The organism is Bradyrhizobium diazoefficiens (assembly GCF_016616235.1).
Classification (GTDB): domain Bacteria; phylum Pseudomonadota; class Alphaproteobacteria; order Rhizobiales; family Xanthobacteraceae; genus Bradyrhizobium; species Bradyrhizobium diazoefficiens_H.
In genome coordinates this window covers 5271750-5290129 of the sequence record NZ_CP067100.1, presented here as the reverse complement: position 1 = coordinate 5290129, position 18380 = coordinate 5271750, and the positions used below count along the sequence as shown (strand labels likewise).

Genomic DNA, 18380 nt, shown 5'->3' with positions numbered 1-18380 from the left:
GCGGGACGGGAGGCGGACGTGGGTTTTGCGGGCGCGATGGTGGTGGCGATGGCGGTGGATGCCCTGTTGGGCTGGCCGTCATGGCTGTTTGCGCGGATCGGCCACCCCGTGACCTGGCTGGGCCGGCTGATCGGTGACATCGATGCCGGCTGGAATCGCGGTTCCGATCCGCCGGCGCTGCGCCGCGCTGCGGGTGTCGCCGGAGCGCTCGCGGTGATCGCACTCTGCGTCGCGATTGGCTGGGTGTTTCAGTCTCTGCTGCCTTCGGGCTGGATGCAGATCGTGCTGGTCGGAATCCTGGCCTGGCCTCTGGTCGCGCTGCGCTCGCTGCATGATCATGTCGCTGATGTCGCCAAACCGTTGCGGGCCGGCGACATCGCCGGTGCGCGCGAGGCGGTCTCGCGTATTGTTGGCCGCGATCCGGCGGCGCTCGATGAAGCCGGCATCGCGCGCGCGGCGATCGAGAGCCTCGCCGAGAACGCCTCCGACGGCATCGTTGCGCCGGTGCTCTGGGGCGCGCTGTTCGGCTTGCCTGGCATCCTCGGCTACAAGGCAATCAACACGCTGGACTCCATGATCGGCCATCGCAGCGAGCGCCACGAGGCCTTTGGCTGGGCGGCTGCGTGCATCGACGATGTCGCCAACTTCATCCCGGCGCGCCTGACCGGATTTCTGTTCGTATTGCTGGCACCACGACGATCGGAGGCACTGTCGTGTATGACGCGGGATGCGCGCCGTCACCGCTCGCCCAATGCGGGCTGGCCGGAAGCCGCGATGGCCGGCGTCCTTGGAGTGCGGCTCAGCGGTCCTCGCGTCTATCACGGCAGCGCGACCGACGAGCCGTGGCTGAACGAAGTTGCGCGCGATCCGCTGGCTGCGGATATCGCTGAGGGACTGGCGGTCTACCGCCGCGCCATGCTGCTGCTCGCGGGCCTCCTTGCGATCCTGGCCTTCGCGTGAAACAACAGGACATGCGCGAGCACGGTGGAAATCTCGATCTGGCCCAGCAGCGGTTTGGCGGTCGCGCGGAAGACTGGATCGATCTGTCGACCGGGATCAACCGGCAGCCTTATCCCGTGGGCGAGGTGAGCGCGCACGCGTGGAGCGCTCTGCCGTCGCGCACCGAGATCCAGGCCCTGCATCAGGCGGCGCAGCACGCTTATCGCACGAATGCTGCTATCGTCGCGATAGGCGGCGCGCAGGCCGCCATTCAACTGCTGCCGCAACTCGCGCCAGCCGGCCGCGCGCGCGTCCTCGCGCCGACCTACAATGAATATGCCGGCGTGCTGGTCACTTCGGGTTGGGATGTCCAGGAGGTCGGCGTACTCGAGGCGCTGGCTGGAGCGGATATCGCGGTGGTCGTCAATCCCAACAATCCCGACGGCCGCAATTTTGCACTAGAGGATCTGCTGGCGCTGCTGCCCCGCGTCGGCCGTCTCGTGGTGGACGAGAGCTTTGCCGACGCCGTTCCGCAGCTGTCGCTTGCGCCGCAAGCGGATCGGCCGGGACTGCTGATCCTCCGCTCGTTCGGAAAATTCTATGGTCTTGCCGGCCTGCGGCTTGGGTTCGCGATCGGCAATGCGGCCGACATCGGCAAGCTCGCGGCAATGTCAGGTCCATGGCCCGTGTCCGGACCGGCCATCGCAATCGGCTGCCGCGCATTGCGCGATGATGGCTGGGCAGCGGCCACGTCGGCGCGACTTGCCCGCGACTGTGTTCGTCTCGATGCGATGGCGCAAGCGCAAGGCTGGCGGCTCATCGGCGGCACGACGCTGTTTCGTCTCTACGAGACGCCTGATGCGCTCGCCGCGCAGGAGAAGCTCGCGCGCGGCCAGATCTGGTCGCGCGTGTTCGCGAAAGCGCCGACATGGCTGCGGCTCGGCCTTCCCGGCAGCGAAGCCGAATGGACGCGCCTCGCCAATATTCTAGCGCGCTAGCGCGAGGAGGCCTTCGACGTCGAGGTGCTTTTCGATGTGATCGGCGAGGGCATCGAGCGCGCTTTCGACCCTGGCGTGATAGGGCTCATGGCCTGCGGGAATATCGAGTTTCCCCAAAAACGCTTTGCGAAACTGATCCGACGTAAACAGGCCGTGCAGATAGCTGCCCTGCACCCGGCCATCGCGCGAGACCGCGCCTTCCGGCTCGCCGTTCAGCTTTGCGAACGGGCGCGCCCGATCGGGGCCGTCGGTGCGGCCGATATGGATTTCGTAAGCCTCGATCGGTTGCTCCGTCGCAGCGTGCACGGCCGAAACACGCGTCAGCGTCTTCTGCGGGCTCATCACCGTCTCCACATCCAGGAGCCCGAGGGCAGGCGTGTCGCCCGCGGGGCCTTCGATGCCTTCAGGATCGGCAACGCTGCGGCCGAGCATCTGATAGCCGCCGCAGAGACCGAGCACATGGCCGCCTCGGCGGTGGTGCGCGAGGAGATCGATGTCCCAGCCCTGCGCGCGCAGGAAAGCGAGATCGCCGCGGGTGGACTTTGAGCCGGGGATGATGACGAGGCGTACATCGCCCGGAACGGCTTCGCCCGGACGCACCATCACGAGATCGACGCCTGGCTCGAGCTTGAGCGGATCGAGATCGTCGAAATTGGCGATCCGCGACAGCGCGAGGCAGGCGATCTTGCGCTGGCCGGGCTTGCGCGCATCGCTCAGGCCCAGCGCGTCTTCGGCCGGCAGCTCGCCGGCGCGCGAAAACCACGGCAGCACGCCAAGGCCGCGCCACGCGGTCTTTTGCTCGATCAGCCTGTAGCCGTCGTCGAACAGCGTGGGATCGCCGCGGAACTTGTTGATGACGAAACCCTGGATCATCGTGGCATCGTCGGGGTCGATCACCGTCTTGATGCCGACGAGCTGGGCGATGACGCCGCCGCGGTCGATGTCGCCGACCAGCACGACGGGCACGTCGGCCTTGCGGGCAAAGCCCATATTGGCGATGTCGGCCTTGCGCAAATTGACCTCGGCCGGACTGCCGGCGCCTTCGACGAGGACAAGATCGGCGCGCGCCTTCAGCCGCTCAAAACTCTCCAGCACTGCGCCCATCAAGGAGGGCTTCATCGCCGCGTAGTCGCGCGCACGCGCGGTGGCGATGCGCTTGCCCTGGACGATGACCTGCGCGCCGACATCGGTTTCGGGCTTGAGCAGCACCGGGTTCATGTCGGTGTGCGGCTCGACGCCGGCGGCCAGCGCCTGCAACGCCTGGGCGCGGCCGATCTCGCCGCCATCGACCGTGACGGCGGCATTGTTCGACATGTTCTGCGGCTTGAAGGGCAGCACGCGCAAGGCCCGCCGCGTGAAGGCGCGCGCGAGGCCGGCGACGATGAGCGATTTGCCCACGTCCGAGCCGGCCCCCTGGATCATCAGCGCGCGTGCCATCGATTTTAGAACTCGACGCCGGCCTGCGCCTTGATGCCGGAGCGGAACGGATGCTTGACTAGCGTCATCTCCGTGACGAGATCGGCGATCTCGATCAGCTCGTCCTTGGCGTTGCGTCCGGTGAGCACGACATGCGTCATCGCAGGCTTCTGCGTCGTCAGGAATTCGACCACTTCCGCGACGTCGAGATAGTCGTAGCGCAGTGCGATGTTGATCTCGTCCAGCACGACCATGCGCAAGTTCGAGTCTGATATCAGCTCCTTGGCCTTGTCCCACCCGGCGCGCGCAGCGGCGATGTCGCGGGCGCGGTCCTGCGTCTCCCAGGTAAAACCTTCGCCCATCGCGTGGAACTGGCAGAGCTCGCCAAAATGGCCAGTGAGCAGGCGCCGCTCGCCTGTGTCCCAGGCGCCCTTGATGAACTGCACCACCGCGCAAGGGAAGCCATGGGCGACGCAGCGCACGATCATGCCGAAGGCCGAGGACGACTTGCCCTTGCCGGCGCCGGTGTGGACGATGATGAGGCCCTTTTCGCCGCTCTTGGTCGCCATGATCTTGTCGCGGGCGGCCTTCTTCTTAGCCATTTTCTGGGCGTGCCGGGCGTCAGTTTGCTCAGCTGTTTGGGTTTCCGGTTCAGGCGTCATCGGTCCCGGTCCTTCGGCTTGACAAGAGGCGGCCGGGGGCAAATGGTGGCCCGGCGCTGGTTCCTGTCCTATGACAGGCGAAGAGGGAATGCGATAGGGTCCGAATCGGCAAGATTTGGGTCCAAAATGCAGCCGCCCCCGCGACCGTGACCGGAGAGATGCCCGAAGCCACTGATCCCCTGGGATCGGGAAGGCGGGGATCGAAGGGGAAACCCTGCTCCGCAAGCCGGGAGACCTGCCAGCGCGGACGAGTTTTGGACCGGCGGACGGGGTGTTCCGCGACGGGGAAACGGGCCTTCAGGAGAATGGTCCGTGCGCCTCTTCGCCTCCCGCTGTTATTTCTGGAAGAGGCGATGGCTGTCACACTTCACGTCTGCATCACCTGCCGCGCCGGCCAGACGCTCGGCGAGGGCGAGACCACGCCCGGCAAGCGCCTGCATGGGGCGATCCTCGAAGCCGGCGTGCCCGACGGTGTCAGCGTGGTTCCCGTCGAATGCCTGTCTGCATGCAGCCAGGGCTGCTCGGTCGCGCTCAGCGCGCCGGGCCGCTGGTCCTATGTCTATGGCCGCCTGTCGGATGCGAACGCGCATGACGTGATTGCCGGCGCTGCGGCCTATGCCGCCGCGCCCGATGGCCTCGTGCCCTGGCGCAGCCGTCCCGAGATCTTCCGCAAGCAGTCGCTTGCCCGCATTCCTCCCATTGCTGTCCTGCCAGAGGCCGCCGAATGAACTCGCTCGCAAAAGTCCCTGTCACCGTCGTCACCGGCTTTCTCGGCTCCGGCAAGACCACGCTGATCCAGCATCTGCTCGCCAATGCTAACGGCAAGAAGCTTGCGGTGCTCGTCAACGAGTTCGGCAGCGAGGGCGTCGACGGCGAGATCTTGAAATCCTGCGCCGATGCAAATTGCCCTGAGGAGAACATCATCGAGCTCGCCAATGGCTGCATCTGCTGCACCGTCGCCGATGATTTCATTCCGACCATGGAGAAGTTGCTGGCGCGGCCGGTGCGGCCCGATCATATCCTGATCGAGACCTCGGGCCTGGCGCTGCCAAAACCGCTGCTGAAGGCGTTCGACTGGCCGGAGATCCGCTCGCGCATCACGGTCGATGGCGTGATCGCGCTCGCCGATGCAGAAGCCGTGGCGGCCGGCCGCTTTGCGCCCGACCCGGCGGCCGTCGAAGCGCAGCGCGCGGCGGACGAGAATATCGATCACGAGACGCCGCTGTCGGAAGTGTTCGAGGACCAGATCGCCTGCGCCGATATCGTGCTGCTGACCAAGGCCGATCTTGCCGGCACCGCGGGCATCGAAGCGGCCAAGGCCGCGATCACCGCCGAGATGCCGCGCCGCGTGCCGATGCTGCCCGTCACCGACGGCGCGATCGATGCACGCGTGATCCTCGGTCTCGGCGCTGCCGCGGAGAACGATCTCGCCGCGCGTCCGTCTCATCATGACGGCGAGGAGGAGCACGAGCATGATGATTTTGCCTCCGTCGTGATCGACCTTCCTGAAGTTGCGGATGTCGATGCGCTGGTTGCGTCGGTCCAGCGGCTGGCGCGCGAGCAGAACGTGCTGCGCGCCAAGGGCTACATCGCGGTCGCGGGCAAGCCGATGCGCTTGTTGCTGCAAGCGGTCGGCGAGCGCGTGCGCCATCAGTTCGACAAGCCTTGGGGCGCAGGTCTCAGGCAGTCGAAGCTCGTCGTGATCGGCGAGCACGGCGATATCGACGAAGCCGCGATCAGGGCGGGATTGGGAGTCTGATGCACGTCGTCTTCCGCGAGAGCCGCGGTCTCGAGGAGACCGCGACGCCAAGGGAGATCGGCCAGGATCCGGCCGATCTCGTGGTGCTCTCGTACTCGGATTCCGACCTTGCGGCCTTCGCAGCCGGCTGGCGGCGCGGCCGTTGCAGCCTGCCGTCGCTGCGGCTCGCCAATCTCGCCGAGCTGCGTCATCCGCTGTCGGTCGACACCTATATCGAGCGCACGCTGTCGCAGGCGCGCGGCATTCTGGTGCGCCTGATCGGCGGCGAGTCCTATTGGCCCTATGGGCTTGCGGCCCTGCAGCAGCTCGCCAAGGATCGCAACATCGCCCTCGCCGTGCTGCCGGCCGATGGCCGCGACGACACACGGCTCGATGCCTATTCGACCTTGCCGGTCTCGACGCTGCAGCGGCTAAAAGTGCTCTGCGACGCCGGTGGTCCCGTCGCGGCGCAAGCGGCGATTGCTCAGCTCGCGCTGGCCTCGGGGCTCTATGCCGGCCCGGTCGTCGGCGAGATCACTGTGCCGGAGATGGGCTTTTACGATCCCGCGCGGGGCGTCATTGCCGCGCCGACGGGCGAAGGGAAGCCGCTCGCGCTGGTGACGTTCTATCGCTCCTATCTCGCCGCCGCGGACACAGGCCCGGTCGATGCCCTGATTGCCGCGCTGCGCGAGAAGGAGTTCGATGCGTACGGTGTATTCGTCGCCTCGCTGAAGGCTCCGGGCGTGGCGGATTGGTTGCGGGACCATCTTGCGAAAAATCCTCCGGCTGCGATCGTCAACGCGACGGCCTTTTCAGCGATGGGCGATGATGGCACGACGCCCTTCGATGCTGCGTCGTGCCCCGTCTTCCAGGTCGCGCTCTCCACGGCGCGGCGCGAAGACTGGGCGGAGTCCCTCCGCGGCCTCTCGCCGGGCGACCTCGCGATGCATGTTGTGCTGCCTGAGGTCGATGGCCGCGTGTTCACCGGCGTGCTGAGCTTCAAGTCAGCGGCGGTACGTGATCCGGATTTGCAATTCTCGCGTCTGGCCCACAGGCCTGACGAGGAGCGTGTGAAGGCCGTTGCCGCGCGCGTTGCGGCCTGGCGGCACCTCGCGGAGAAGCCAACCGCTGAGAAGCGCGTTGCGATCGTGCTCTCGAACTATCCGGGCCGCCCGCACCAGATCGCGCATGCCGTTGGGCTCGATGCGCTGGCTTCGCTGGAGGCGCTGGTGTCCGATCTCGCCGAGGCGGGCTTCGATGTCACGCCGATCCATGCGCTCGGCGAGACGCTGCTGAGGCAGTATCTGACCTGGAGTGTCACCGATTATCGGACGGCGCTGGCGCGCCTGCCGCAGATCTTGCAGGATGATCTCGCGCAAGCCTGGGGCGCCCCGGAAGATGACCCGAGCTGCCGCGACGGCGTGTTCCACTTCGCTGCGATCCAGTGCGGCCAGTCGATCATCGCAGTCCAGCCCGAGCGCGGCGATGCGACGACGCGCGATGCTGAGTATCACGATCTCGCCCGCACGCCGCGCCACGCCTATGTCGCGTTCTATCTCTGGCTCCGCGGGCAGGGCTGTGATGCCCTCGTGCATATGGGCGCACATGGCACGCTGGAATGGCTGCCCGGAAAATCCGTGGCGCTGTCCTCGCAATGCTGGCCGGAAGCGCTGATTGGCGATCTTCCCGTCATCTATCCCTTCATCGTCAACGACCCCGGCGAGGCCGCGCAGGCCAAGCGGCGCATCGGCGCGATCACGATCGGCCATCTGCCACCGCCGTTAGCAGCATCGGCGGTGCCGGAAGGCCTGCGCCGGCTCGAACGTCTGCTCGACGAATATTCGACCGCCGACGGTCTCGACCCCGCCCGCCGCCAGCGGCTGATCGCAGCGATTCGCGATGAGGCGCGTTCCGCGGGTCTCGAAGACGACCTCGGCCTCGATGCATCGGCCGCGCCGGCCTCGGCGATCCCACGGATCGATCGCTTCGTCTGCGACCTCAAGGAAAGCCAGTTCGGCGACGGTCTGCATGTGTTCGGCCGCGGCGCCTGCGGCGAAGCCGAGCGGGATGCACTGCGCGCCGCATTCGCGGGCCAGCGCGTCGCGCCAGGACCATCCGGCTCGCCCTATCGCGGACGCCAGGACGTGCTGCCGACGGGACGCAATCTCTTTGCTGTCGATCCGCGTGCGGTGCCGACCCCGTCGGCCCATGCGCAGGGGATAAAACTCGCCGAAGAGCTGCTGCGCCGCCATTTGCAGGATCACGGCGACTGGCCGAAGGGCCTCGTCGTCGATCTCTGGGGCTCGGCGACGATGCGCACTGCGGGCGAAGAGTTCGCCATGGCGCTGCATTTGGCTGGTCTCGCACCGCGCTGGGATCACGCCTCCGGCCGCGTCACCGGCTACGACATCATCGCGCCGGCCGAGCTCGGCCGTCCCCGCATCGACGTCACGCTACGCGTATCGGGCCTGTTCCGCGACGTCTTCTCTGGCCTTGCGCAATTGTTCGAGGCCGCCACGGAGGCGCTCGCTGGCCGCGAGGAGGAAGGTGAGGAGAATCCATACCGCCAGCGAACATCGCGCGTGTTCGCGCCGCGCCCCGGACAATATGGCGTCGGCCTCTCGGCGATCCCCGATGCCTTCACGCCGGAGACGCGTGGTGCGGCCGGCGAGGCCTGGCTGTCGGCCTCGTCCTGGGCGTTCTCCGCCGATGGCGAGATCAAGCCGGATCGCGCCGGCATCGAACAGCGGCTCGCCTCCGCCGATGCCTTCGTCCACATCCAGGACCTGCCGGAAACCGATCTCCTGCTCGCCGCCGACTATGCCGCGCATGAAGCCGGTATCGCGGCGGCGGCTACACATCTCGGTGCTGCGGGAGCCTCGCTCTATCATCTCGACACGACGCGCCCGGAGCAGCCGCACGCGCGCACGCTGACGGAAGAAATCTCCCGCGTCGTCCGGGCCCGCGCGGCCAATCCGGCCTGGATCACCGGCATGATGCGCCATGGTTTTCGCGGCGCCGCCGAGATCACCGCGACACTCGAGCACATGGCCGCCTTCGCGCATCTCGCCGGTGCCGTGCCGCCGCACCTATTCGACCTGTATTATGACGCGACGCTCGGGGACGCCGGGGTGCGTGCCTTCATGGCCCGCGAAAATCCGGCGGCGCTCGCCGCAATGGAGACCTGCTTCACGCGTCTGCACGAGGCCTCGCTGTGGCGAACGCGCCGCAACTCGATTGCGGCTGCGCTCAAGGAGGCGTCATGAGTGCGGCTTCGGTGAAGGGCTGGTGTCCCGGCGCGCTACGCCCGATGCAATCCGGCGACGGGCTCGTGGTCCGCGTCCGTCCGTTCGGCGGACGGCTTGAAGCCAACCAGATAGCCGGGCTTGCCGAACTCGCCGAGCGCCACGGCAACGGCCTCATCGATGTGACGCGCCGCGCCAACCTCCAGATCAGGGGTGTGAGCGAACAGAGCCATCGGCCGCTGATCGACGGCCTTGCGCGGCTGCAATTGCTCGACCCTGATACCGACATCGAAGCCCGCCGCAACATTCTGGTGACGCCGTTCTGGACTGTTGGCGACGAAACACAGGCAATGGCCGCGGAGCTTGAAGAAGCGCTCGCCGACAGCGCGCTCGATCTTCCCACCAAGTTCGGCTTCGCCATCGACGACGGGAAGTCGCGTGTGCTCGCCGGCGATTCCGCCGATGTGCGCATCGAGCGCGATCGCGGCGGCCGTCTGCTGGTGCGTGCCGATGGCGCAAGGTTCGGCCACTCCGTCGCGCGCGGAGAGGCCGTGAGCACGGCGCTCGCGCTCGCAAGCTGGTTCGTCACCTCGGGCGGCACAAAGGGGCGAGGGCGCATGGCGGCCCACATCGCGGCCGGCGCGACACCACCGCAGGCCTTGCGCGGCGAGACCGAGCCTGCGCCCGTGATGCCGGCGTCGCGGCCCGGGCATTATCCGCAAGGCGCCCTGGTCGGCGTCGCATTCGGCCAGATGCTGCACACGACGCTGCATCAGTTTTCCAGCAGCGGTCATGCGCTGCGCATGACGCCGTGGCGGATGGTTCTGAGCGAAGGCCAGCGCGCGATGCCTGTCGCGGCGGGCCTCATCACGGAGCCTCACGATCCGGCGCTGCGTGTGGTCGCCTGCAGCGGCGCGCCGCGCTGCCGCGAGGCGCACGCCGATACGCGCGCGCTGGCGGCGGCGCTTGCGCCGCGCATCGGTATCGATACGAAACTTCATGTCTCCGGCTGCGCCAAGGGCTGCGCCCGCTCCGGTGCTTCCGCGGTGACGCTGGTTGCGACCAGCGCCGGCTTCGATCTCGTCCGGAACGGCTCGACCCGCGACCAACCCGTGCTGCGCGGATTGAGTTGTGCCGACATCGTCAGCGATCCCTCCATCCTGGTCGGAGGGCACTGATGCCGCATGCTTACGAGACCGACGGCGCGGCGATCTACCGGCAGTCTTTTACGACGATCCGGGCCGAGGCCGATCTTGCCCGCTTCACGCCTGACGAGGAGCAGGTCGTGGTGCGGATGATCCATGCCGCCGGCATGGTCGGCCTGGAGGCACATATCCGCTTCACATCAGGCATGGCAATCGCCGCGCGCGCAGCCTTGCAGAAGGGCGCGCCGATCCTGTGCGATGCGCGCATGGTCTCCGAAGGCATTACGCGCGCGAGGCTGCCCGCAGCCAACGCCGTGATCTGCACGCTCGGCGATGAGGCCGTTCCCGCGCTGGCGCAAACCATGCGCAATACGCGCTCGGCCGCCGCGCTGGAGCTGTGGCGTCCGCATCTCGACGGCGCCATCGTCGCAATCGGCAATGCGCCGACCGCGCTGTTCCATCTGCTCAACATGCTGGAGGACCAAAGCTGTCCGCGGCCCGCGGCGATCATCGGCTGTCCGGTGGGCTTCGTCGGCGCAGCCGAATCCAAGGCCGCGCTGATGGCCGATCCGCCGGCGCCGGCGCTGACGGTCGAGGGCCGCCTCGGCGGCTCCGCGATCACGGTCGCTGCCGTGAACGCGCTGGCGAGCCGGAGCGAATAGCGATGGGACGCATCATCTGCTGCGGTCTCGGCCCCGGCGATCCCGATCTCATGAGCGTGCGAGCCGACCGCACCGTGCGCGGCGCCAAGCACGTCGCCTATTTCCGCAAGAAGGGCCGGCCAGGGCAGGCGCGGCGTATCGTCGAGGACATGCTGGCGGCCGACGTCACCGAATATGCAATGGAGTATCCGGTTACGACCGAGATCGCCTTCGATCGCCCCGACTATGTGCAGCTGCTGGCCGGCTTCTACGACGAATGGGCCGAGCGCCTCGCGCGTCTGGCGCGCGCGGTCGATGTCGTCGTGCTCTGCGAGGGCGATCCTTACTTCTACGGCTCCTTCATGCATCTGCACACGCGCCTGCAAGGCCGCGTCGAGATCGAGGTGATCGCCGGCATTCCCGGCATGGTCGGCTGCTGGAACGGCGTCGGCCAGCCGATCGCGCTTGGCGACGACGTGACGACGGTGCTGATGGGCACGCTTCCGGAAGCCGAACTCGAACGGCGCATGCGCGATTCCGACGCGCTGGTCGTCATGAAGACCGGGCGTAATCTCGCCAAGGTGCGGCGCGCGCTCGCTGCCGCGGGCCGGCTCGACGATGCCTGGCTGGTCGAGCGCGGCACCATGCCGGGCGAGCGCGTGGTGCGGCTGGCTGAGATCGACACCGCCGATTGCCCTTACTTTGCGATCGTGCTTGTGCACGGCAAGGGCCGGCATCCGGGCGCCGCCGAATGACGGGCACGCTGACCATCGCAGGCCTCGGGCCGGGCAGCGATGCGCTGGTGACGCCCGAGGTCTCCGCCGCGCTTGCCGTCGCGACCGACATTTTGGGCTATGGGCCCTATGTCGCGCGCGTGCCGCCGCGACCCGGGCTCAAGCTGCATCCGTCGGATAATCGCGAAGAGCTGCAGCGTGCGAGCGAGGCCTTGCGGCTCGCGGCCGAAGGCGGGCAGGTGGTGGTCGTCTCCTCCGGCGATCCCGGTGTCTTCGCGATGGCGTCCGCCGTGTTCGAGGCGCTGGAACTGGCGCCGCAATGGCAGGAACTGCCGATCCGCGTACTGCCCGGCATCACCGCGATGCTGGCCGCGGCCGCGCGCGCCGGTGCGCCGCTCGGCCATGATTTTTGTGCGATCAACCTCTCGGACAATCTCAAGCCCTGGGCGGTGATCGAGAAGCGGCTGCGGCTCGCCGCCGAAGCCGATTTTGCCATTGCGATGTACAACCCGCGCTCGGCGAGCCGGCCGGAAGGATTTGGCCGCGCATTGTCGGTGCTGAAAGAAGCCGGCTCCGGCGACCGCCTCGTGATCTTCGCGCGGGCGATTAGCACGGCGGACGAAAAGATCGAGACCGTCACGCTGAATGAAGCGACGCCCGAGATGGCCGACATGCGCACGCTGGTGATCGTTTGTAATTCGCAGGCACGCCGCGTCGGCCGCTGGGTCTATGCGCCGAGGCGGGTCGGATGACCGAGCCACTGCATGATCTCGGCCACGCTCTCGACCCGCAGCCGCTCGGGCAGCTTTGGTCGCGAGATCATGATCACGGGCAGGCCGAGCACGCGGGCGGCGTCGATCTTGGCGCGCGCGCCGACGCCGCCGGAATTGCGGGCGACGATCCAGGCGGTGCCGCGCGTGCGCAGCATCTCCAGCTCGCCGTCAAGCCTGAACGGTCCGCGCGACACGATGACATCCGCGGCAAAGGGCAGCGGCGCTTCGGGCGGATCGACGAAGCGCAGCGTATAGGCGTGCTGTGGTCTCATCGCGAACGGCGCGATGTGTTGGCGGCCGATCGCCAGAAACACTTTTGTGGGCCGTTCGGGCAGCGCGGCGACTGCGGCGTTGACGTCGGCGACCTCGATCCAACTGTCGTTCGGTGCGCGGGTCCAGGGTGCGCGCTCCAGCGCGATCAGCGGCGTGCCGGTTTGCGCGCACGCCTCGGCCGCGTTGCGGCTCATCTGGGCCGCGAACGGATGCGTCGCGTCGATCACATGCGTGATGCGTTCGCGCCGGATGTACTCGGCCAGCCCGCTCGCGCCGCCAAAGCCGCCGATGCGGGTTGGCAGCGGCTGATCAGCGGGCACGCGGGTGCGGCCGCCGTAGGAATAGACGGCTTCGATGCGCGTGCGCGCGATCTCGGCCGCAAGCAGGCTCGCATCGGCAGTTCCGCCCAGAATGAGGGCGCGTATCATGGTTGATTCCTCGGCTGATCCCTGGCTGACCATCATCGGTATCGGCGAAGATGGCCTTGCCGGCCTGTCCGAGGCAAGTCGAAAGGCGCTCGCCAAAGCAGAAACGGTCTTCGGCGGCGAGCGTCATCTTGCACTGGCAGATGTAGGGAGCCGCAGCCGCCCGTGGCCCGTGCCGTTCGATGCGGAGATCGTGATGAGTTGCCGGGGCCGGCCGACGGTGGTGCTCGCCTCCGGCGATCCGTTCTGGTACGGCGCCGGTGCAAGTCTCGCCGAGAAGCTCGACGGAGACGAGTGGATCGCGCATCCGGCGCCGTCGACCTTCTCGCTTGCCGCCGCGCGACTGGGCTGGCGCCTTGAAGCTGTCATCTGTCTTGGACTTCACGCCGCACCCTTCGAACGTCTCGTGCCGCACCTGGCGCGAGGCGCACGCATCATTTGCCTGGTGCGCGACGCGACGGCGGTCGCCGATCTCGCGAAATGGCTGACGGCGCACGGGTGGGGCGCGTCGGCGTTCTGGACTCTCGCCGCGCTTGGCGGGCAGCGCGAAAGAATCCGGGAGTCTCGCGCCGATAATCTTGCTGGTGATGGCGCTGGCAACCTGGTCGCGGTCGCCATTGAGGCGAGGGGCGGGCAGGGCATACCGCGCAGCTCCGGCCTCTCAGACGATCTCTTTGCCCATGACGGCCAGATCACCAAGCGGCCGCTGCGCGCGCTTGCGCTCTCGGCGCTGGCGCCGCGTGCGGGCGAACGGCTGTGGGACATCGGCGCCGGCTCGGGCTCGATCTCGGTGGAGTGGGCGCTGTGCGGCGGAACTGCGACCGCCATCGAAGCGCGTGAGGATCGCGCCGCCAATATTCGCACCAATGCAAGGGCGTTCGGCTTGGTGCATCGGATCACCGTCGTCACGGGGAAGGCGCCTGAAGCTCTTGCTGGCCAACACGTGCCGGATGCCGTGTTCATCGGCGGCGGCCTTGATGGTGCGATGTTCGATGCGGTCTGGTCGCGGCTCTCGCCCGGTACGCGGCTTGTCGCGCATGCGGTGACGCTGGAAACCGAAGCGCTGCTCGGCGAGCTGCACCAGCGCCACGATGGCGAGTTGATGCGGGTGGAGATCGCGCATGCCGCTCCGCTCGGCCGTTACCGGTCCTGGGAGGCGGCACGGCCGGTGGTGCAATGGAGTGCGGTCCGATGAAAGTCGCCGGGCTCGGATTCAGGAAAGACGTCACGCTGGCCTCGCTGCGCGAGGCGTTGCTGGCCGCCGGCGGTCCTGAAGGCCTGGCGGCGATAGCGACCGTGAGCGATAGGGCCGACGCGGAAGTGCTGAAGCAGCTCGCGTGTGAATGCGGCGTGCCGATCAAGGCTGTCCCGGCTGAAGCGTTGGCCGGTGTCGATACGCCGACGCAGTCGAAGATCGTCGCGGACAAGTTCGGAACAGGATCGGTTGCAGAAGCCGCTGCGCTCGCCGCGGCCGGGCCTCGCGCACGCCTGATTGCGACGCGTGTGGTTTCGCGGGATCGCACTGCGACCGCGGCGGTCGCCGAAGGAGACGGCGCATGACCGTGCATTTCATCGGCGCCGGGCCGGGCGCTCCCGATTTGCTGACGCTGCGTGGCCGCGATTTGATCGCCGCCTGTCCGGTCTGCCTCTATGCGGGCTCGCTGGTGCCCGAAGGCGTGCTGGCGCATTGCCCGCGTGGGGCGCGCATCGTCAACACGGCGCCGCTGTCGCTCGACGAGATCATCGCGGAGATCGCCGCCGCGCATGCGGAGGGCAAGGACGTCGCGCGGCTGCATTCCGGCGATCTCTCGATCTGGTCGGCGATGGGCGAGCAGCTTCGCCGTTTGCGGGCGCTCGGCATTCCCTTCACCGTCACACCTGGCGTGCCGTCTTTCTCGGCCGCCGCGGCGGCGCTGGAGGCCGAGCTGACGCTGCCGGGTCTCGCCCAGAGCGTGGTGCTAACGCGCACGCCGGGCCGCGCCAGCGCGATGCCGGAAGGCGAGAAGCTGGCCGCTTTTGCCGCAACCGGCGCGGTGCTCGCAATCCATCTGTCGATCCACCTGCTCGACAAGGTCATTGCGGAGCTGACGCCGCACTATGGGGAAAACTGCCCGGTCGCGATCGTCTGGCGCGCGAGCTGGCCGGACCAGCGCATCGTCCGCGCGACGCTCGCGACCCTCGATGCCGCTGTGGGAGCCGAGATGGAGCGCACCGCGCTGATCCTGGTCGGCAAGACGCTTGGCGCGGCGGATTTCGACGAGAGCCGTCTTTACGCCGTCGATTACGATCGCCGCTACCGTCCCGTTGGCGCCGAGCCGCGCTTTCCGGAGGCGACGTGATGCCGGCAGGCCTCGTCATCTCCGCGCCGGCCTCTGGCGTCGGCAAAACCACGCTGACGCTGGCGCTCGCCCGCGCCTGGCGCCATCGCGGCTTGAACGTGCAGTGCTTCAAGAGCGGGCCCGACTATATCGATCCCGCCTTTCATGCCGCCGCAACGGGACGTGCTTCGGTGAATGTCGACAGCTGGGCGATGGACCGCGGGACGATTGCGCATCTCGTCAGCCGCGGCGCGGATGCCGATGTCGTGCTCGCCGAGGGCTCGATGGGCCTGTTCGACGGCGTCGCCGCGCGCGGTGTCTCCGGCACCGGGGCGACCGCCGACATCGCGGAGATGCTGGGCTGGCCGGTGGTGCTGGTGATCGATCCCTCCGGACAGGCGCAGACGGCAGCGGCGATTGCCGCGGGCCTTCGCGATTACCGCGCCGGCCTGCGTCTTGCCGGCGTCGTGCTCAACCGTGTCGCCAGCCCGCGCCACGAAGATCTCGTGCGGCGCGCGCTCAACGATTCCGGCATCGCCGTGTTCGGCGCACTGCCGCGCCATGCCGAGATCAGCCTGCCGAAGCGGCATCTCGGCCTGGTGCAGGCTGAAGAGCAGGCCGAGATCGGCAAGCTGATCGACGAAGCCGCGCGCTTCGTCGCAGCGCATGTTGACCTCGATGCGGTGCTGCGGTCGGCCGCCGGCTGGTCGCCGCAACCAACGACAAATGCATTGAACGTGACGCCGCCCGGGCAGCGCATTGCGCTCGCCCGCGATGCGGCGTTCTCCTTCGTCTATCCGCATATGCTGGAGGCCTGGCGGGCGGCGGGTGCGGAGATCTCGACATTCTCGCCGCTTGCCGATGAAGGCCCTGATGCGAGCGCCAATGTCTGCTGGCTGCCCGGCGGCTATCCCGAGCTTCACGCCGGCAAGATCGCCGCCAATGCGCGCTTCCGTTCCGGCCTGCGCGCCTTCGCCGAGACGCGCCCGGTGCATGGCGAGTGCGGAGGATATATGGTGCTAGGGACTGCTTTGACCGATGCCGACGGCGTCTGCCATGAGATGACGGGCCTGCTTGGCCTCGAGACGAGCTTTGCCAAGCGCCGCATGCATCTGGGCTATCGACTCGCCACGCTTGCGGCGCCCATGCCCGGGCATCAGGCCGGCGCGCGCCTGCGTGGCCATGAATTCCACTATTCGACCATTCTTGCGCAGCCTGACACGCCGCTGGCGGTCGTGCATGATGCGACCGGCGCGGTCATCGCGGAGACCGGGTCGCGGCGGGGACAGGCCACCGGCACGTTTTTTCATCTGATCGCGGAGGACCGGTGAGCGGCTTTGTCTCCTTCGTCTCCGCCGGCCCCGGCGATCCCGAGCTTCTCACTCTTAAGGGTGCCGCACGGCTGCGGGAGGCCGATGTCGTGCTGTATGACGACCTCGCCTCCGGCGCGATCCTCGATCTCGCCAGGCCCGGGGCCAATCTCGTCGCGGTGGGGAAGCGGGCGGGGCGGCCGTCGACCAAGCAGCACCACGTCAACCGTCTCCTGGTCGACTATGCCGTATCAGGTGCGCGCGTGGTGCGCCTGAAATCGGGCGATGCCGGCATCTTTGGCCGGCTGGAGGAAGAGCTCGAGACGCTGCGTCAAGCCGGCATCGGCTACGAGATCATTCCCGGCATCACCTCGGCCTGCGTGGCCGCTGCGCAAGCCGGCATTCCCCTGACCCGGCGTCACACCTCGCGCCGGGTGCAGTTCGTCACCGGGGCCGACGTCACCGGCGAGCTGCCGCAGAATTTGAACTGGGCGGCGCTGGCCGATCCTGACGCGACGACCGTGGTCTATATGGGCCGGCGCACCTTTCCGGATCTTGCCGCAAAATTGATCGCGCACGGCCTCGCCCCAAGCACTCCGGCGCTGTTCGCCGAATCCCTTGGACGCGACGACGAACGGCTGGTCCGCACCACCATTGTCGAGCTTGCCGAACAGCTTGCGCGCGGTGGCGCCGCCTCGACGGCCGCCGTCATCCTGTTCGGCGCGCTGGCGGGAGATTATCCGTCATGAGCGCTCCGGCCGCCCTTCGGCCCTTGACGCCCGGCTGGCGATGGGGGCACACAGGAGAGGCATGGTGCTCGACGCGGCGCAAAGCGCTTAGAGCATAATCGGGAATGGGGATGGGCGGACCCAGTTGCGGCGCCCAAAACCCCAGCCGCCCCCGCGACTGTAAGCGGTGAGGGGCTCCGAACCGCCACTGGGCCGCAAGGTTCGGGAAGGCCGGAGAACCCCTGTGAACCGCGAGCCAGGAGACCGGCCGTGCGTGTTTTGAGGCCAAGGCCGTCGGGTGTGACGGCAGGAAGGATCTGAGCCATGCATATCGAACCCGGAATCGTGACGGGCGCCAAGCTCGTCTTGAGTTACGCAACCGGCATCGCCGCAGGCGGCGTTGCCTTGAAGCTCGCGGCCGAGACCGTGCGCGAGCAGGGCATCGGCTCGTTCGCGATGCGGACGCTCGCCACCACCGCCCTCGTGTTCACTTTCTTCGAGATTCTGCCGCACTTCCCGGTTGGCGTCTCCGAGGTGCACTTCATCCTCGGCTCGACCCTGTTCCTGCTGTTTGGCGCGGCGCCCGCCGCCTTCGGTCTCGCGTTCGGCCTGCTGCTTCAGGGCGTGTTGTTCGAGCCGGCCGACCTGCCGCAATATGGCATGAACGTCACCACGCTGCTGGTGCCGCTGTTCCCCATCCAGGCGATCGCCACACGGATCATTGCGCGCAACACCGCCTATGTCGATTTGAAGTATCGTCAGGCGCTGGCGTTGTCGACGACCTATCAGGCCGGCGTGATCGCCTGGGTGGCGTTCTGGGCGCTCTACGGCTCCGGCTTTGCCATGAGCAACCTCGCGAGCATCGCGACCTTCGCGGCCTCCTATGCGCTGGTCATCGTGATCGAGCCGCTGGCCGATCTCGCGGTGCTGGCACTGGCGAAATCGCTGCGCGGCGTCACCGCGCCCGGCCTCGTCACCCCGCGCCTGCATAACGCGGCTTAAGAGACAAGGGGCGGCCGCCATGGCCGCCCCACC

Annotated in this window: 18 protein-coding genes and 2 riboswitches; of the genes, 15 read left to right on the top strand and 3 right to left on the bottom strand. The window is 67.8% G+C overall.

The genetic code is table 11. The features are described from left to right. The first annotated feature begins 18 nt into the window (after window positions 1-18). Both cbiB and cobD read left to right on the top strand, forming a co-directional pair. A complete protein-coding gene (cbiB, locus tag JJB99_RS25270) occupies window positions 19-960 on the top strand; it encodes an adenosylcobinamide-phosphate synthase CbiB (protein WP_200494976.1) in 942 nt (313 codons plus the stop codon). Between the two features lie 11 nt (window positions 961-971). Next, a complete protein-coding gene (gene cobD, locus JJB99_RS25265; RefSeq protein ID WP_200500299.1) occupies window positions 972-1937 on the top strand; it encodes a threonine-phosphate decarboxylase CobD in 966 nt (321 codons plus the stop codon). Here the strand turns inward: cobD and JJB99_RS25260 are convergent. Both JJB99_RS25260 and cobO read right to left on the bottom strand, forming a co-directional pair. Further along, window positions 1926-3374: a cobyric acid synthase gene (locus JJB99_RS25260; protein ID WP_200494975.1), complete on the bottom strand. Its 1449-nt coding sequence runs from the start codon at window positions 3372-3374 to the stop codon at window positions 1926-1928. The two genes, cobD and JJB99_RS25260, sit on opposite strands and share 12 nt — an antisense overlap. Before the next feature lie 5 nt (window positions 3375-3379). Beyond that, complete coding sequence (gene cobO / locus JJB99_RS25255; protein WP_200494974.1) at window positions 3380-4015, bottom strand: cob(I)yrinic acid a,c-diamide adenosyltransferase; 636 nt, start codon at window positions 4013-4015, stop codon at window positions 3380-3382. Window positions 4016-4055: 40 nt separating this feature from the next. Next, a riboswitch (cobalamin riboswitch) is annotated at window positions 4056-4272 on the top strand. Between the two features lie 96 nt (window positions 4273-4368). Between cobO and JJB99_RS25250 the strand changes: the two genes are divergently transcribed. The 7 genes from JJB99_RS25250 to cobJ are packed head-to-tail and all read left to right on the top strand — an operon-like array spanning window position 4369 to window position 12270. Further along, window positions 4369-4743: a DUF1636 family protein gene (locus tag JJB99_RS25250; RefSeq protein WP_200494973.1), complete on the top strand. Its 375-nt coding sequence runs from the start codon at window positions 4369-4371 to the stop codon at window positions 4741-4743. Then, a complete protein-coding gene (gene cobW / locus JJB99_RS25245; protein WP_200494972.1) occupies window positions 4740-5774 on the top strand; it encodes a cobalamin biosynthesis protein CobW in 1035 nt (344 codons plus the stop codon). The genes JJB99_RS25250 and cobW overlap by 4 nt, the downstream gene beginning before the upstream one ends. Continuing rightward, a complete protein-coding gene (gene cobN / locus JJB99_RS25240) occupies window positions 5774-9019 on the top strand; it encodes a cobaltochelatase subunit CobN (RefSeq protein ID WP_200494971.1) in 3246 nt (1081 codons plus the stop codon). The genes cobW and cobN overlap by 1 nt, the downstream gene beginning before the upstream one ends. Next, entirely contained in the window at window positions 9016-10176 is a 1161-nt protein-coding gene (gene cobG / locus JJB99_RS25235) for a precorrin-3B synthase (RefSeq protein ID WP_200494970.1), read from the top strand. The genes cobN and cobG overlap by 4 nt, the downstream gene beginning before the upstream one ends. After that, entirely contained in the window at window positions 10176-10805 is a 630-nt protein-coding gene (locus JJB99_RS25230) for a precorrin-8X methylmutase (protein ID WP_200494969.1), read from the top strand. Before cobG ends, JJB99_RS25230 begins: the two co-directional genes overlap by 1 nt. 2 nt (window positions 10806-10807) lie before the next feature. Next, the gene (locus JJB99_RS25225) at window positions 10808-11539 is read left to right on the top strand and encodes a precorrin-2 C(20)-methyltransferase (protein ID WP_200494968.1); all 732 of its coding nucleotides are present in this window, start codon (window positions 10808-10810) and stop codon (window positions 11537-11539) included. Beyond that, window positions 11536-12270, top strand: a complete 735-nt coding sequence (gene cobJ / locus JJB99_RS25220) for a precorrin-3B C(17)-methyltransferase (protein WP_200494967.1) — start codon at window positions 11536-11538, stop codon at window positions 12268-12270. The genes JJB99_RS25225 and cobJ overlap by 4 nt, the downstream gene beginning before the upstream one ends. On the opposite strand, the gene JJB99_RS25215 is transcribed toward cobJ, so the two are convergent. Then, the gene (locus tag JJB99_RS25215) at window positions 12246-12992 is read right to left on the bottom strand and encodes a cobalt-precorrin-6A reductase (RefSeq protein WP_200494966.1); all 747 of its coding nucleotides are present in this window, start codon (window positions 12990-12992) and stop codon (window positions 12246-12248) included. The two genes, cobJ and JJB99_RS25215, sit on opposite strands and share 25 nt — an antisense overlap. Here JJB99_RS25215 and cbiE point away from each other — a divergent pair. The 6 genes from cbiE (at window position 12991) to JJB99_RS25185 (ending at window position 18347) form a co-directional block, all read left to right on the top strand. After that, window positions 12991-14184 carry a precorrin-6y C5,15-methyltransferase (decarboxylating) subunit CbiE gene (cbiE, locus tag JJB99_RS25210; RefSeq protein WP_200494965.1) on the top strand — a complete coding sequence of 398 codons (1194 nt, stop codon included), beginning with the start codon at window positions 12991-12993 and terminating at the stop codon, window positions 14182-14184. The two genes, JJB99_RS25215 and cbiE, sit on opposite strands and share 2 nt — an antisense overlap. Further along, window positions 14181-14549: a cobalamin biosynthesis protein gene (locus JJB99_RS25205; protein ID WP_200494964.1), complete on the top strand. Its 369-nt coding sequence runs from the start codon at window positions 14181-14183 to the stop codon at window positions 14547-14549. Before cbiE ends, JJB99_RS25205 begins: the two co-directional genes overlap by 4 nt. Beyond that, complete coding sequence (gene cobM, locus JJB99_RS25200) at window positions 14546-15328, top strand: precorrin-4 C(11)-methyltransferase (protein WP_200494963.1); 783 nt, start codon at window positions 14546-14548, stop codon at window positions 15326-15328. The genes JJB99_RS25205 and cobM overlap by 4 nt, the downstream gene beginning before the upstream one ends. After that, window positions 15328-16638 carry a cobyrinate a,c-diamide synthase gene (locus tag JJB99_RS25195; protein WP_200494962.1) on the top strand — a complete coding sequence of 437 codons (1311 nt, stop codon included), beginning with the start codon at window positions 15328-15330 and terminating at the stop codon, window positions 16636-16638. Before cobM ends, JJB99_RS25195 begins: the two co-directional genes overlap by 1 nt. Further along, the gene (cobA, locus tag JJB99_RS25190) at window positions 16635-17366 is read left to right on the top strand and encodes a uroporphyrinogen-III C-methyltransferase (protein WP_200494961.1); all 732 of its coding nucleotides are present in this window, start codon (window positions 16635-16637) and stop codon (window positions 17364-17366) included. Before JJB99_RS25195 ends, cobA begins: the two co-directional genes overlap by 4 nt. A 45-nt stretch (window positions 17367-17411) precedes the next feature. Beyond that, window positions 17412-17632, top strand: a riboswitch (cobalamin riboswitch). Between the two features lie 37 nt (window positions 17633-17669). Further along, on the top strand, window positions 17670-18347 hold the full coding sequence (locus tag JJB99_RS25185) for an energy-coupling factor ABC transporter permease (protein ID WP_200494960.1): 678 nt from the start codon (window positions 17670-17672) through the stop codon (window positions 18345-18347). Window positions 18348-18380 lie beyond the last annotated feature (33 nt).

What these genes read in the sequence shown, in the direction of transcription:
- JJB99_RS25225 (WP_200494968.1), top strand. Translation starts at nt 10,808, where the DNA reads ATGGGACGCATCATCTGCTGCGGTCTCGGCCCCGGCGATCCCGATCTC.
- cbiE (WP_200494965.1), top strand. Translation starts at nt 12,991, where the DNA reads ATGGTTGATTCCTCGGCTGATCCCTGGCTGACCATCATCGGTATCGGC.
- cobN (WP_200494971.1), top strand. Translation starts at nt 5,774, where the DNA reads ATGCACGTCGTCTTCCGCGAGAGCCGCGGTCTCGAGGAGACCGCGACG.
- cobW (WP_200494972.1), top strand. Translation starts at nt 4,740, where the DNA reads ATGAACTCGCTCGCAAAAGTCCCTGTCACCGTCGTCACCGGCTTTCTC.
- cobG (WP_200494970.1), top strand. Translation starts at nt 9,016, where the DNA reads ATGAGTGCGGCTTCGGTGAAGGGCTGGTGTCCCGGCGCGCTACGCCCG.
- cobM (WP_200494963.1), top strand. Translation starts at nt 14,546, where the DNA reads ATGACCGTGCATTTCATCGGCGCCGGGCCGGGCGCTCCCGATTTGCTG.
- JJB99_RS25230 (WP_200494969.1), top strand. Translation starts at nt 10,176, where the DNA reads ATGCCGCATGCTTACGAGACCGACGGCGCGGCGATCTACCGGCAGTCT.
- JJB99_RS25260 (WP_200494975.1), bottom strand. Translation starts at nt 3,374, where the DNA reads ATGGCACGCGCGCTGATGATCCAGGGGGCCGGCTCGGACGTGGGCAAA.
- JJB99_RS25205 (WP_200494964.1), top strand. Translation starts at nt 14,181, where the DNA reads ATGAAAGTCGCCGGGCTCGGATTCAGGAAAGACGTCACGCTGGCCTCG.
- cobO (WP_200494974.1), bottom strand. Translation starts at nt 4,015, where the DNA reads ATGACGCCTGAACCGGAAACCCAAACAGCTGAGCAAACTGACGCCCGG.
- cobD (WP_200500299.1), top strand. Translation starts at nt 972, where the DNA reads ATGCGCGAGCACGGTGGAAATCTCGATCTGGCCCAGCAGCGGTTTGGC.
- JJB99_RS25215 (WP_200494966.1), bottom strand. Translation starts at nt 12,992, where the DNA reads ATGATACGCGCCCTCATTCTGGGCGGAACTGCCGATGCGAGCCTGCTT.
- JJB99_RS25250 (WP_200494973.1), top strand. Translation starts at nt 4,369, where the DNA reads ATGGCTGTCACACTTCACGTCTGCATCACCTGCCGCGCCGGCCAGACG.
- cobJ (WP_200494967.1), top strand. Translation starts at nt 11,536, where the DNA reads ATGACGGGCACGCTGACCATCGCAGGCCTCGGGCCGGGCAGCGATGCG.
- JJB99_RS25185 (WP_200494960.1), top strand. Translation starts at nt 17,670, where the DNA reads ATGCATATCGAACCCGGAATCGTGACGGGCGCCAAGCTCGTCTTGAGT.
- JJB99_RS25195 (WP_200494962.1), top strand. Translation starts at nt 15,328, where the DNA reads ATGCCGGCAGGCCTCGTCATCTCCGCGCCGGCCTCTGGCGTCGGCAAA.